The following is a 12,893-nucleotide window of genomic DNA, read 5'->3' as shown; positions in this document are numbered from 1 at the left end:
TCCATGGCAATCACGCGATCACGGCTTCGCCCGAGGCGGCCATGATCTCCTCTTTAGTGGTGTTATTACTGAACTCGGCAACAATGCGGCCGCGGTGCATGACAAGGATGCGGTGAGCAATGGCGATGCATTCCTCCACCTCTGAGGTGGAATAGATCACGGCGAGGCCTCTTTCAGCGTGCTGAGCGAGCAGGCGGAATATTTCGCCCTTGGCGCCCACGTCGATGCCACGACTCGGCTCATCCAGGACCATGACCGTGGGTTGAGTGGCAAGCATCTTGCCAATCACGACCTTTTGCTGGTTGCCACCGGACAGTGAAGTAATCGGCGCATCGGGGCTGTCCGCTTTGACGGTCACTTCCTTCATGGCGCGATCGACAATGTCGTGCTCCCGACGGTCCGAGACAAACGCCCGACGACAGAAGTCGGCGATCGAGGCCAGCGAGAGGTTCTGGCCCACGCTCATGGTCTGGACCAGCCCGTCGCGCTGCCGGTCCTCGGGGACCAGAACAAGGCCGTTGTCGATGCGCTCGGGAATGGTCAGCTCGCTGATATCCTCGCCCCGCAAAAGGACCTGGCCGCTTTCCGCCGGCAGCCGGCCGGCCAGGCACTCCAGCAGTTCGGTGCGCCCGGCGCCCATGAGTCCATAGATGCAAACGATCTCGCCAGGGCGCACGCTGAGGTTGAGGTTGGTCACCGCCTTGCCGCCGGCGGCCTCCATGCGAATGCTGACCTCGCGGAGCTCGAGTACCGGATCGGTGTCAAGGGCCAGTGCCGGGGGCGTGCCCAGATCAAAGTGGCTGCCGACCATACTGCGGACGATCCAGGCAAGATCGATCTCGTCTCGCGGCGCGCTCGCCACCATGTTGCCGTCGCGCAACACAACGGCGTGATCGGTGACCTGTAGCGCCTCTTCGAGGTGATGCGAGATATAGACAATGGAGACTCCGCGCGACTTGAGCTCGCGAATCACCCCGAACAGCACCTCGACCTCCGAGGCTGAGAGTGCCGATGTCGGCTCATCCATGATCAGGATGCGCGAGTTCACAGAGAGGGCGCGGGCGATCTCGACGATCTGCTGTTGGCCGAGCCGTAGCGAGCCGACCGGAGCAAGCGGGTTGATGGCCTCCTCGAGATCATCCATCAGGGCCTGCGTCTGGCGGCTTTCCTCGGCATAGTCGACACCACCCTTCCCGGCAATCTCGCGGCCCAGAAAGATGTTGTCGCGCACGTTCAGGTTGGGCGCCAGGCTGAGTTCCTGGTGGATGATCGACACCCCGTGGCGCGCGGCATCAGAGGTTGACTGGAATTCCACCGGGCTGCCGTCCAGCAGAATCTCGCCAGCGGTGGGCTGCATCACACCGGAGAGAATCTTCATCAGCGTGCTTTTGCCGGCGCCGTTTTCGCCGAACAGGGTAGTGACCTGGCCGGCATGGACATCAAAGTTGACGCCTTTGAGGGCCTGGACGCCGCCGAAGGACTTCGCGATGTGGCGCGCGGCGAGTACGACGTTGTCGGCCATGCTCACCGGACCTCCAGCGCCACCGGCGTCACGAACCAGTTATCGGGGTTGATCAGGCGGAAAACGCCAGTCACCTCGAGCGTCCGGCCGGAGAGTGCCTCGCGGTCAAGGTCCTCGAACACCGCGGCTTTCATGGCGTTGTTGATGCCCGAACCAGCGTCCTGATACTCGATTTGGTTGGTGAACTGGCCGAAGCGGATGGTTCCCGTAGCGTCACGCAGGTCGGTGCCGTTGATGGCGGGACCGGTCTGCACGCGGATGTTGCGCCCGGCTGATAACCCGTCGACCCGTACGTTGAAGACGCCAGTGCTGCCTTCACCCACCGTGCCGGTGAAATGGACCGGAATGATCGCGCCGACGCCGGCGCTGACGCCGTACTCGGCAGCCGCCGCGCTGCTGTCGGCATCGATCGCCTCGCTCAGCATGCGGGCGTCGACGGCATTGTCGACGACGTAATCGCGGATCTGCGGGAAGTGCTCGTTGCCGAAACCCACCGGATCGAATGCCGCCTCGCGCTGGTCGGCGGGCGTGCCCATGGAAACCACCGCAGTATCGAGGCCGGCAGCAGCAATGAATGCGAAAACCGCCGCACCCAGCAGCCACCCGCGCCGGCGGCGCTGACGCCGCATTGGCATCTCGGCGTTGACTGACGCCATCGTCCTCTCCTCCTGTTGGGTATCGCGGACCTGACCGGACTCTGTGCGATAAACTTAACTTGAAAGTGATATATGTCACACAGTCTGTCAAGGGGTGTCTCGGGGGGCATCAAGGGCAGGAGCTGGCATGCCGTCAGTTGACACTCAATGGCAGAGATGAAATTAATTACATAATATGAAAAAAGATTCAAAGCCTGATTTGATCGTAGGGATCGACGCCGGCACATCAGTGATCAAGGCGGTGGCATTCACGCTGGATGGCCGGCAAGTCGGCGTCTCGGCAAAGGCCAACCAGTACCGCACCGGCGATGACGGCCGGGCCGAACAGTCGCTGACTCAGACGTGGTCGGATACTGCCCATGCCCTTAAAGCCCTGAGCGATCAGATCGACGGGCTTGGCGAGCGAACGGCTGCCATTGGTGTGACCGGGCAGGGGGACGGGACCTGGTTGATCGGCCCTGGCGGTGAGCCCGTTGGCGATGCCTGGCTGTGGCTGGATGCCCGCGCCGCTGCCACCACCGCGGCCCTGTCGGGTACAGAGGCGAACGCTACCCGCTTCGCGGCCACCGGCACGGGTCTGAACACCTGTCAGCAGGGTGCCCAGCTGGCGCACATGGACCGTAACTGCCCAGAGCGGCTGGACTTGGCTTCAGTCGCCTTTCACTGCAAGGACTGGTTGTATTTCCAGTTGACCGGCATCGCCGCGACAGATCCCTCCGAAGCGAGCTTCACCTTCGGCAACTTCCGGACTCGGGCCTATGACAGCGCAGTACTCGACGCGCTGGGCCTGAGTCATCGGCGCTCGCTGCTGGCCCCGATACTCGAAGGGACCGAGCACACCCATGGACTGACCGAGGCGGCGGCGGCCACGACCGGCCTGCGTGCCGGCACTCCGGTCTGTCTTGGGTATGTGGACATGGCCATGAGTGCGCTGGGCGCCGGCGTGCACACCGGTGAGGCGGGCACCGCCTGTTCAGCCATCGGTTCAACTGGTGTGCACCTGCAAAGCTGCGCGGATCATCAGGTGGTGCTCAATGCCGAGCGCACCGGTTATGTCATCTGTCTGCCGGTGGCCGGCCGCGTCACACAGGTGCAGACCAACATGGCCGCAACCCTCAACATGGACTGGCTGCTGGGGGTGCTTGCCGAAGTGCTCGAGACCTTCGGGCAGCCAGTGAGCGGGCGGGATCTGGTGCCGCGGCTGGACGCCTGGCTGCGCGAGACGCGCCCGGCGGAACTGCTCTATCTACCGTTCATCTCGGAAGCCGGGGAGCGCGGGCCCTTTGTGGATGCCCGCGCCCGCGCCGCGTTTATCGGCCTGTCAACGCGCCATGGCTTCAAGGACATGCTGCGCGCGGTGGTGGATGGCGTAGCGCTGGCAGCGGCGGACTGCTATGCCGCGATGGGCGGTGCTCCGAGGGAGCTGCGCCTGAGTGGCGGTGCGGTGCGATCGCCAATGCTGCGGGCCGCGCTGGCATCGGCAGTGGGCGCCCCGGTGCGGGTCTGCAGCCGCGACGAAGCGGGGGCCGCAGGCTGCGCCATGATGGCCGCGGTGGCCATCGGCGCCTACCCCGACATGGAATCGTGTATTGCCGACTGGGTCGTGCCGCTACTCGGCGAGCGCGAGTACCCGGACGCCGCCGTCACCGAGCGTTATCACGCACTGCTGCCCGCCTACCAGCACGCTCGACAGGATCTTGCGCCCGTCTGGGCCCAGCTTGCCGACATTAGAGGAGTCTGAAATGTCCAATCCGCCGATCGTCGACCTGTTTATCATCGGAGGTGGCATCAACGGCGCCGGGATGGCGCGTGATGCCGCCGGCCGGGGGCTGAATGTGGTGCTCTGCGAGAAGGACGACCTGGCCGAGGGCACCTCGTCGCGCTCGGGCAAGCTCGTTCATGGCGGGCTTCGCTACCTTGAGTATTACGAGTTTCGCCTGGTGCGCGAGGCCCTGATTGAGCGCGAGGTGCTCATGAACTCCGCCCCGCATATAATCTGGCCGCTGCGATTCGTGCTGCCACACTCGCCCGAGGACCGGCCGGCCTGGCTGGTTCGCCTGGGGTTGTTTCTCTATGACCATCTGGGAGGGCGTAAGCGGTTGCCCGGGACTCGCACCCTGGACATGCGTCGCGATCCCGAAGGTGCTGCCATCAAGGATGCCTACAAGCGTGGTTTCGAGTATTCCGACTGTTGGGTGGACGATGCCCGACTGGTGGTGCTGAACGCCCGTGATGCGGCTGAACATGGGGCCACCGTGCTGACTCGCAGCCCCTGTACCATGGCACGGCGTGAGGGCGACTGCTGGCACATCGAGACGCGGGATTCGCTGACCGGCGAGACCCGTGAATTTCGCGCCCGGGCGCTGGTGAACACGGCTGGTCCCTGGGTGACCGATGTGATCACGCGCGTAGCCAATGCCGAGTCCAGCCGCAATGTCCGGCTGGTCAAAGGCTCACACATCATCGTCCCCAAGTTCTGGGACGGCGCCAATGCCTATCTGGTGCAAAACCACGATAAGCGCGTGATCTTCATCAACCCCTACGAGGGTGACAAGGCGCTGATCGGCACCACGGATATCCCTTGGGAGGGGCGGGCCGAGGATGTGGTCGCTGATGAGGAGGAAATCGAGTATCTGATCGCCGCAGTCAATCGCTACTTTAAGCAGCAACTCGGGCGCGAGGATGTGCTCGAAACGTTCTCCGGCGTGCGGGCACTGTTCGATGACGGTCAGGGTAACCCCTCGGCAGTGACCCGCGACTACGTCTTCGATCTGGATGAAAGTAAGGGCGCACCGCTACTCAATGTCTTCGGCGGCAAGATCACTACCTTTCGCGAACTCGCTGAACGCGGCATCAACCGGATGCGCGACTACTTTCCAGCCATGGGTGACGACTGGACCGATCGCTCGCCGTTGCCGGGCGGCGATATGCCGGATGCCGATTACGAGGCGTTCATGCAGTCGGTCAAGGCCCGCTACCCGTGGATGCCGCGCGGGGTGCGCCGGCACTACGGGCGCCTGTACGGCTCACGGGTAAGCGACATTGTCGGCGGCGCCGACTCGCTGAAAGCCCTCGGCCGTCACTTCGGTGGTGACTTCCATGAAGCAGAGGCCCGCTATCTGATCGATCATGAGTGGGCGCGCACGCCAGATGACATCCTCTGGCGACGCACCAAGCACGGCCTGCATCTAACCGAGGCCCAGCGGGAGGCATTCGCCGATTGGTTCCGCGAGCGCACCCGGAAGGCCGCCTGAAATGGCGCTTGTCCTGTCGCTCAATACCAATCCTTTGGTCAACCGCTTTGCCGAGCCCGAGGATCTGATTGAAACCGTGGCGTCGCGAATCCGTATTCGGGATCTGCAGCTCACCCACGAGTTCATCAATCCGAGCTGGCCGGCCGAGACACGGCGAGCCTTGATGCGCCGCATGGATCGGTCGCTGCGCCAGACCGGTGTGCGGGTCACCTCGGGGATGACCGGGCCCTATGGGCGTCTCAATCATTTCGGCCATCCCGACCCCGGGGTTCGCGCCTACTATGTTGACTGGTTCAAACGCTATGCCGATATGATCGCCGAGATCGGCGGACAGGCCATCGGCACGCAGTTTGCCATTTTCACCTATCGCGATTTCGATGACTCCGCTCGCCGTGAAGCTCTGATTGATACCGCGATGGAGTGCTGGGCAGAGGTGGCCGAGCATGCCCGACGGGCGGGTCTGACCTTTTTGTTCTGGGAGCCGATGAGCATTGGCCGCGAGTTTGGTGAGACCATACCCGCCGCCTTGGCATTGCAGCAGCGCATCGATCGGGCTGATCTCGCCTTACCGCTGCGGATGATGGCCGATATTGATCATGGTGATGTCACAAGCCGCGATCCGGCCGATCACGATCCCTATGCCTGGGCCAGAGCCGTACCCCGGCACTCGCCGATCATCCATATAAAACAGAGCCGGATGGACAAAGGAGGGCATCGGCCCTTTACCCCGGCGTACAATGCCGAAGGTCGTATCCAGCCGCAGCCGCTACTCGAGGCGCTCGGCGAGGGCGGTGCAATGGACAACGAGATCTGTCTGGAGCTGAGCTTCAAGGAACGTGAGCCGGACGATCGACAGGTGGTGTCGCAGATTGCCCAGAGCGTGGCGTTCTGGGCGCCGCACATCGATACCGGGGCGGCGGATCTCGCCGGATAGGGAGGATCGGGCGTGGGCCGAGGCAACAACGCAAATGGCGGCGACGAGTACAGCCTGGGGCTGCGAGCCGCCTGGCTGCATTACGCGGGCGGGCTCACACAGGCAGCGGTGGCGCGCAAGCTCCGTCTGACCTCGGTCAAGACGCATCGCCTGATAGCCCGCGCCGTCGCCGACGGGGCGGTCAAGCTGAGCATCGACGGGGATATTATCGAGTGCCTCGAAATGGAAGCCGCCCTGTCCGAGCGCTATGATCTACAGGTCTGCGAGGTGGCGCCTGACCTGGCGGAGCCCGGGCTGCCGCTACGGGCGCTGGGGATTGCCGGCGCCAGCTATATGGCACGGGTAATCGATCAATCCGGCGGCGGGCCAATCGGCCTGGGCCATGGGCGCACCCTGGCCGCGGCAGTGGGGGAGTTGCCGCAGCGGGCCGGAGACAAGACCCGGTTCGTATCCTTGCTGGGCGGGCTGACCCGCAACTTCGCCGCCAATCCCCATGACGTTATGTATCGCATCGCCGAGCGAACCGAATCGCCCGCGCATGTCATGCCGGTGCCGTTTTGCGCCAACAGTGTCCACGATAAGTCCATCCTGCTCGCCCAGCGCGGTGTCCGCGAGGTGTTTGAGATGGCGCAGTCGGCGCCGATCAAGCTCGTTGGTCTGGGCACAGTGGATACCGAGGCTCAGCTCGTGAGAGCCGGAATGATCGATCAATCCGAGCTGGCCGGCATTGTCGCAGCGGGCGCCGTGGGTGAGGTTCTGGGGCACTTCTTTGATGCCGACGGGCAACAGGTGGCGACCCCACTCGATGGGCGGACTCTGACCATCTCACTGCTCGAGAACACCGGCGACGACGAACTGGTGGCGATCGCCGGCGGCGTCGACAAGGCAGCCAGCATCGCCGCCGTGCTTGAGAGTCGCAAACTGACCGGTCTAATCATCGACGAGGCGACGTCGCGACGCATTCTGGGTCGCCCCGCCGCCTGATCGACGCCTTATTCAACGAATCGACTGCCCGGTCGCCTGCCAGTCGCGAATGAACTGATCGATCCCGTTGTCGGTGAGCACATGGCGGGCAAGCCCACGAATCACCGCCGGCGGAATGGTCGCTACATCGGCGCCGGCGAGCGCCGCTTCCTTGACATGGTTGCCGGTGCGGATGGATGCCGCGAGGATCTCGGTGTCGAAGCCGTAGTTGTCGTAGATCGCGCGAATCTCGCGGATCAGTTCCATGCCATCCAGATGGATATCATCGAGTCGGCCGAGGAAGGGCGAGATGTAGGTGGCGCCGGCCTTGGCGGCGAGTAGCGCCTGATTGGCCGAAAAGCATAGTGTTACGTTGGTCTGGATTCCATCGCCACGCAGACGCCGGCAGGCCTTGAGTCCTTCCAGGGTCAGGGGCAGCTTGACCACGACGTTATCGGCAATGTCCGCCAGGATGCGGCCTTCCGCCATCATGCCGTCAAAGTCCATGGCGGCTACTTCCGCAGACACTGGACCATCGACAATCTGGCAGATCTCGCCGACGACTTCCTTGAAGTCGCGCCCGGATTTGGCGACCAGCGATGGGTTGGTGGTCACGCCATCGAGCAGCCCATAGTCGTTGAGTTCGCGGATGTCGTCGGCAATGGCCGTATCAACAAAGAATTTCATCAGTCAGTCTCCGTTATGATTAGAGGCGAAGGCGCGTTCTGGCGCGCTGGATAATGGCATCGGCGGTGATCCCGAAGTGCTCATAGAGTGCCGGACCTGGGCCGGATGCGCCAAAACCGTCCAGACCGATCACGTCGCGCTCGTCATCGACGTAGCGGGTCCAGCCGAACTTACCGGCGGCCTCGATGGCGAGCCGCGGCGCCTGGCCCAGTACGGCGGCCCGCTCAGTGGCCGACTGGTCTTCGAAATGCTCCCAGCACGGCATGGACACCACTCGAACACCAATGCCGTGCTCGGCGCTCAGCACCTCGGCGGCCGCCACGGCGATTGCAACCTCGGTTCCGGTGGCAAGTAGCGCTAGATGGTCGCCGCTGCCCACGCGCCGAATGATGTAGGCCCCGCGTTCGCAGGGGTTTTTCTTGGTCGCCTCGTGACGCAGCTGCGGGGTCGCCTGACGCGATAGGACAATCACCGATGGGGCGTGGCGATGCCGGATCGCAAGCGCCCAGCACTCCAGCGTCTCGACGCTGTCGGCCGGCCGATAGACATTCAGACCGGGGATCGCGCGCAGCGCTGCAAGGTGTTCCACCGGCTGATGGGTGGGACCATCCTCACCCAGCCCGATGGAGTCATGGGTCATGACGAAGATGGTCCCCTGCTTCATTAATGCAGCCAAGCGGATGGCATTGCGGGCATAGTCCGAGAAGACCAGAAAAGTGCCCCCGTAGGGAATGATGCCACCATGATTGCCCATGCCGTTCATGGCCGCAGCCATCGCAAACTCCCGTACGCCATAGCCAATGTAGCGCCCGGGAGCGTCGCGGGTGTAGAGCGGTTCGACCGCCGGGACGCGGGTGAGGTTGGAGCCGGTCAGGTCGGCCGAGCCCCCCACCAGTTCGGGAAGAGCGGCGGCCAGTGCATCCAGCGTCATTTGGCCGGCCTTGCGCGTGGCAACGTTCTGCGGTGCGCTCAGTAGCGCCCGGCGGGCGCTGTCGAACGCGGGCTCGAACCCGTCCGGGAGCTCGCCGGCCATGCGGCGCAGAAATTCCCGGCGCTGCGCGGGCGGCATTGCATCGATGCGCTGTTCCCAGGCCAGCCGCGCGTCGGCCCCACGGGCGCCGATGGCCTTCCACTTGGCTGCCAGCTCAGCGGGGATCGTGAACGCCGGAGCATGCCAGTCCAGTGCGTGTTTGGCACCGGCGGCTTCCTCGGCACCGAGTGGCGCACCATGCGAGGCCGCGGTCCCTGCCTTGGTGGGCGCCCCAAAGCCGATGGTGGTTTTCATGGCCACCATTGAGGGCTTGTCGGTATTGGCCCGCGCTGCCCCGATGGCGGCATCCAGGGCGTCGGGATCGTGGCCGTCGCATTGCTGGATATGCCAGCCGCAGGCAGCGAATCGGGCGGGGACATCTTCCGAAAAAGAGACGTCAGTGGGGCCATCAATGGTGATGCCGTTGTCGTCGTAGAGCACGATGAGTTTGCCAAGCCCCAGGTGACCGGCCAGCGACAGGGCCTCCTGACCGATGCCCTCCTGCAGGCAACCATCGCCCAGCAGGACGTAGGTGTGGTGATCCACCGCCTGTTCACCGAATTCGGCCCGGAGCAACCGCTCGGTCATCGCCATGCCCACAGCGGCGGCAAACCCCTGTCCCAGCGGGCCCGTGGTGGTCTCGATACCCGGTAAGTGGCCGAACTCCGGATGTCCTGCCGTTGCCGATCCGATCTGTCGAAAGTTGCGCAACGCCTCCAGGGTAACCGCCTCGACTCCGGTCAGGTGCAGCAGGGCGTAGAGGAGCATCGAGGCGTGGCCATTCGACAGAACCAGCCGATCGCGATCAGCCCAGTGAGGCGCTGAGGCATCGAACTTGAGATGGCGGCGGGCCAGTACGGTGGCTGCATCGGCCATCCCCATGGGCGCCCCGGGATGGCCGGACTGGGCGGCTTCCACCGCATCGATGGTCAGGGCGCTGATGCAATTAGTGAGATCGGCGTGGTCGATGGTCATCGCAGGGGCTCCGGGCGTGGAAGGACTGGAGCGTTAACTTATCAATTTAAAGTGTTATAAAAAAGGCCTGGCGTGTTATAAAGAACGCGAGTCCCAGGGTCGGGCAAATCACAGGACGGCAACGGCATGGCAACCGCAAAGCTTTGGATCGGCACCAGCTGGAAGATGAACAAAACGCGGGATGAGGCACTGACGTGGGCGTCGGCCGTGGCGCCCCAGTCCTTCCCGAGCGATATGCAACCCTTCGTGATCCCTCCGTATACGAGTATTGCGGTGGTTGCGGAGGCGCTCGCCGCCACGAATGTGAGGATCGGCGCGCAGAACATCCATTGGGCTGATGCTGGTGCTTGGACCGGAGAGGTATCGGCGTCAATGGTCAGGGATTGCGGGGCGAGCCTCGTTGAATTGGGCCATTCGGAGCGCCGAACGCACTTCGGGGACACCGATGGGAGGGTGGCGCAGAAGGTGGCGGCCGCTCTGCGTCATGGTCTGACACCGCTGATCTGTATTGGCGAGACCGCCGCCGACAGGGCCAACGGGCAGGCCGACCGTGTGTTGGCGCAGCAGGTCCGCGCCGCCCTGAGTGGCGTTGCCCCAGAGCACCGTCAGGCGACGGTGTTGCTCGCCTACGAGCCGGTTTGGTCCATCGGCGAGGGCGGGACGCCGGCCAGCGCGGCCTACGCCCAGGCCCGGCATGCCGTGATTGCTGAGGTTGCCCGCGCGGCGACCGGCCGGTCTGTGCCCTGTCTCTACGGGGGCTCGGTCAACGCCGGGAACTGCCGTGACTATGTCCGCCAGCCCGATATTGACGGGCTATTCATCGGTCGCGCCGCCTGGCAGGCGGAGGACTATCTGGAAATCGTTGGCCGCTGCGCCGACGCATGAGACCGAGTGGTCTCCAGCTATCAGGAGAGAGTGATATGAAAATCGCCGTTGCCGGTGACAGTGCCGGAGAAGGACTGGCCGAGGTGCTTGCCGAGCACCTGGCAAAAAACCATGACGTGGAGAATGTCTCGCGGACTGAGCGGGGCCCTGATCCGTTCTATGCGATGCTCGCCGACCGAGTCGGCTCAGCGGTGCTAGCGGGGACCTACGACCGTGCTGTTCTGATCTGCGGGACCGGCATCGGGGTCTGCCTGTCGGTGAACAAGCTGCCGGGCATTCGTGCCGCCCAGTGCCATGACACGTATTCCGCCGAACGGGCTGCACTCTCGAATAACGCGCAAATCATCACGATGGGTGCACGGGTCGTTGGCACGGAACTGGCCAAGTCGGTAGCCGATGCGTTCATGGCCTGTGAGTTTGATCCGCAGGGACGGTCGGCGGGTAACGTGGCCGCGATCAACGAAGTTGACGCCAAGTATCACACGGGAACCTAGACCGGCTGCCGGCAGCGGTGGGCGATTAGCAATCCGCCGACAAACCACATCGCTGCCGTGCCGATCAGAATGGCCGGGTCGTAGGGTGCAATCAGGCGCAATGCCGTTGCACCGCCGATAACCAGGATCGACGGCTCCGATGCCCAGCGCAACGAGGCTTTTCGCGGGATCGCCAGTACCGCCAGGGCTGATACGCCAGCCACGGTGCCAATGGCGAGGCCTTGTTCGCGCAGCGGTTCATCGTTCAGTCCGCTGCCGATGGCGGTCACCACGCTGCCGGCCGCCAGCACCACCAAGGCTGCCGCAAGGGGGACTGCAAGCGCCCATCCTTGGGGCGATGACGCCTTGCCCACCGACCGCAGAATGACGATGCCTAGCGCTATCGCGTACAGGGTCTGAATGGCGTCAGGCAAGGGGCCGGGGCCGCCGGGCAGCCCAAGCAGAGCGCCGGTCATCCATATCCACAAAAGCGGAGTGATCGCGCGCGCGGCCGTGGGCAACCATTACGCGCCAATGTTGCTCGGCGTCAACTCCGGGCGTCGGCGCCAGTCGGCCTGCCTGCTCAGTTCCCCGGCCAGGGCGGCCAGCCCATGCTGCGCCCACCCATTAGGTGGAGATGGATATGCCAGACGGTCTGCCCGGCATCACGGCCGCAGTTGAATATGCTGCGATACCCCGTGTCCGCGATTTCCAGCTCGTGGGCGAGCTTTTTGGCGGTCAGGTGCATGTGGCCGATCAGGGACGCGTCATCGGGCTGGATATCGACCATGCTCTCGATGTGCCTGCGTGGGATGATCAGCACATGCGTGGGCGCCTGAGGGTGAATGTCGTGAAAGGCCACCACCTGGTCATCCCGATGGATTACATCGGCATCCATCCGCCCAGCGACGATCTCACAGAAAATGCACGGTTTACTCATGGGGCGAGATTAAGGCCGACATCCCGCACGACGCAAGCGCTGCCCCATGTCAGTCGGCTTTGGCGTCCACCCGCGCCCGGAGTGCTTCGGCAAGGGTCCTCGCCTGGGTGTTGTCGGCGGCATCCACTGGCGTGAGTCCTTCGCGGGTCAGAAACGTGTCCGACCAGTGGTCACCGGCGGCCGCGAAGGTCGTGAAATCGCCCCACCAGAGGATCTGGTAATGATCGGCCGTGATGCGGTTGTGGGCGAGGCGGCTGTCCTCCTCGAGGCCATACACATCGACCCGGGTGAGTATCGGCTCGAGTGCCGATTTGATCGCAATCAGCGCAGGCCCCCGCAGCGCCCAGCGCTGCGGCTCCATGCGTCGCAACCACTGCGAGATCTCGGGCATGTTGCGAAACCACTGCAGCACCACGGCCTCGCCGTTGCTGGTGGCACAGCCGACCTGGAACCGACGGGGGTCACGGCGTTGGGTGAGCAGGCTGACGTCGCTGAAGTTCTGTCCTTCCCATGCGTGCATTTATACGATCCGGTTATATAAAGATAAGAAATGATTCTTTTGGTTTGGGGCCTG

13 protein-coding genes are annotated in these 12,893 nt (G+C 63.9%); 6 read left to right on the top strand and 7 right to left on the bottom strand.

Annotated features, from left to right (window positions below; all coding sequences use genetic code 11):
- Nucleotides 1-10: 10 nt before the first annotated feature.
- Entirely contained in the window at nucleotides 11-1,522 is a 1,512-nt protein-coding gene (locus BBH56_RS05280) for a sugar ABC transporter ATP-binding protein (RefSeq protein ID WP_148122165.1), read from the bottom strand.
- A 2-nt stretch (nucleotides 1,523-1,524) separates the two neighbouring features.
- Nucleotides 1,525-2,178 carry a DUF2291 domain-containing protein gene (locus BBH56_RS05275; protein ID WP_148122164.1) on the bottom strand — a complete coding sequence of 218 codons (654 nt, stop codon included), beginning with the start codon at nucleotides 2,176-2,178 and terminating at the stop codon, nucleotides 1,525-1,527.
- Between the two features lie 175 nt (nucleotides 2,179-2,353).
- Here BBH56_RS05275 and BBH56_RS05270 point away from each other — a divergent pair, with 175 nt between their 5' ends.
- The 4 genes from BBH56_RS05270 to BBH56_RS05255 are packed head-to-tail and all read left to right on the top strand — an operon-like array spanning nucleotide 2,354 to nucleotide 7,350.
- Nucleotides 2,354-3,919, top strand: coding sequence for an FGGY-family carbohydrate kinase (locus tag BBH56_RS05270; protein WP_148122163.1), 1,566 nt, complete (start codon nucleotides 2,354-2,356; stop codon nucleotides 3,917-3,919).
- Between the two features lies 1 nt (nucleotide 3,920).
- Complete coding sequence (locus BBH56_RS05265) at nucleotides 3,921-5,432, top strand: glycerol-3-phosphate dehydrogenase (protein WP_148122162.1); 1,512 nt, start codon at nucleotides 3,921-3,923, stop codon at nucleotides 5,430-5,432.
- A 1-nt stretch (nucleotide 5,433) separates the two neighbouring features.
- Nucleotides 5,434-6,366, top strand: coding sequence for a sugar phosphate isomerase/epimerase family protein (locus tag BBH56_RS05260; protein ID WP_148122161.1), 933 nt, complete (start codon nucleotides 5,434-5,436; stop codon nucleotides 6,364-6,366).
- A 12-nt stretch (nucleotides 6,367-6,378) separates the two neighbouring features.
- Complete coding sequence (locus tag BBH56_RS05255) at nucleotides 6,379-7,350, top strand: sugar-binding transcriptional regulator (RefSeq protein WP_148122160.1); 972 nt, start codon at nucleotides 6,379-6,381, stop codon at nucleotides 7,348-7,350.
- A gap of 12 nt (nucleotides 7,351-7,362) precedes the next feature.
- Here BBH56_RS05255 and fsa read toward each other — a convergent pair whose 3' ends face one another.
- The gene (fsa, locus tag BBH56_RS05250; RefSeq protein WP_148122159.1) at nucleotides 7,363-8,016 is read right to left on the bottom strand and encodes a fructose-6-phosphate aldolase; all 654 of its coding nucleotides are present in this window, start codon (nucleotides 8,014-8,016) and stop codon (nucleotides 7,363-7,365) included.
- 19 nt (nucleotides 8,017-8,035) lie between these two features.
- Nucleotides 8,036-10,021 carry a transketolase gene (tkt, locus tag BBH56_RS05245; protein WP_148122158.1) on the bottom strand — a complete coding sequence of 662 codons (1,986 nt, stop codon included), beginning with the start codon at nucleotides 10,019-10,021 and terminating at the stop codon, nucleotides 8,036-8,038.
- Between the two features lie 126 nt (nucleotides 10,022-10,147).
- On the opposite strand from tkt, the gene BBH56_RS05240 reads away from it, so the two are divergent.
- Entirely contained in the window at nucleotides 10,148-10,906 is a 759-nt protein-coding gene (locus tag BBH56_RS05240) for a triose-phosphate isomerase (protein WP_148122157.1), read from the top strand.
- Nucleotides 10,907-10,941: 35 nt separating this feature from the next.
- Complete coding sequence (derI, locus tag BBH56_RS05235) at nucleotides 10,942-11,400, top strand: D-erythrulose-4-phosphate isomerase (protein WP_148122156.1); 459 nt, start codon at nucleotides 10,942-10,944, stop codon at nucleotides 11,398-11,400.
- Here derI and BBH56_RS05230 read toward each other — a convergent pair.
- The 3 genes from BBH56_RS05230 to BBH56_RS05220 all read right to left on the bottom strand — a co-directional run bounded on the left by BBH56_RS05230 (nucleotide 11,397) and on the right by BBH56_RS05220 (nucleotide 12,839).
- Nucleotides 11,397-11,855: a hypothetical protein gene (locus BBH56_RS05230; RefSeq protein WP_157809099.1), complete on the bottom strand. Its 459-nt coding sequence runs from the start codon at nucleotides 11,853-11,855 to the stop codon at nucleotides 11,397-11,399. The two genes, derI and BBH56_RS05230, sit on opposite strands and share 4 nt — an antisense overlap.
- A gap of 107 nt (nucleotides 11,856-11,962) precedes the next feature.
- The gene (locus tag BBH56_RS05225; protein ID WP_148122154.1) at nucleotides 11,963-12,319 is read right to left on the bottom strand and encodes a histidine triad nucleotide-binding protein; all 357 of its coding nucleotides are present in this window, start codon (nucleotides 12,317-12,319) and stop codon (nucleotides 11,963-11,965) included.
- Nucleotides 12,320-12,368: 49 nt separating this feature from the next.
- Nucleotides 12,369-12,839, bottom strand: coding sequence for a hypothetical protein (locus BBH56_RS05220; protein WP_148122153.1), 471 nt, complete (start codon nucleotides 12,837-12,839; stop codon nucleotides 12,369-12,371).
- Nucleotides 12,840-12,893: the final 54 nt, after the last annotated feature.

The sequence above is a fragment of the Spiribacter roseus genome (assembly GCF_002813635.1).
In the GTDB taxonomy this organism is placed as follows: Bacteria; Pseudomonadota; Gammaproteobacteria; order Nitrococcales; family Nitrococcaceae; genus Spiribacter; species Spiribacter roseus.
This window is presented reverse-complemented; position numbering and strand designations above follow the sequence as displayed.

Coding starts and splice junctions, on each gene's coding strand:
- BBH56_RS05260 (WP_148122161.1), top strand. CDS start 5,434: ATGGCGCTTGTCCTGTCGCTCAATACCAATCCTTTGGTCAACCGCTTT.
- fsa (WP_148122159.1), bottom strand. CDS start 8,016: ATGAAATTCTTTGTTGATACGGCCATTGCCGACGACATCCGCGAACTC.
- BBH56_RS05220 (WP_148122153.1), bottom strand. CDS start 12,839: ATGCACGCATGGGAAGGACAGAACTTCAGCGACGTCAGCCTGCTCACC.
- BBH56_RS05275 (WP_148122164.1), bottom strand. CDS start 2,178: ATGGCGTCAGTCAACGCCGAGATGCCAATGCGGCGTCAGCGCCGCCGG.
- tkt (WP_148122158.1), bottom strand. CDS start 10,021: ATGACCATCGACCACGCCGATCTCACTAATTGCATCAGCGCCCTGACC.
- BBH56_RS05270 (WP_148122163.1), top strand. CDS start 2,354: ATGAAAAAAGATTCAAAGCCTGATTTGATCGTAGGGATCGACGCCGGC.
- BBH56_RS05265 (WP_148122162.1), top strand. CDS start 3,921: ATGTCCAATCCGCCGATCGTCGACCTGTTTATCATCGGAGGTGGCATC.
- BBH56_RS05230 (WP_157809099.1), bottom strand. CDS start 11,855: ATGACCGGCGCTCTGCTTGGGCTGCCCGGCGGCCCCGGCCCCTTGCCT.
- BBH56_RS05240 (WP_148122157.1), top strand. CDS start 10,148: ATGGCAACCGCAAAGCTTTGGATCGGCACCAGCTGGAAGATGAACAAA.
- derI (WP_148122156.1), top strand. CDS start 10,942: ATGAAAATCGCCGTTGCCGGTGACAGTGCCGGAGAAGGACTGGCCGAG.
- BBH56_RS05280 (WP_148122165.1), bottom strand. CDS start 1,522: ATGGCCGACAACGTCGTACTCGCCGCGCGCCACATCGCGAAGTCCTTC.
- BBH56_RS05225 (WP_148122154.1), bottom strand. CDS start 12,319: ATGAGTAAACCGTGCATTTTCTGTGAGATCGTCGCTGGGCGGATGGAT.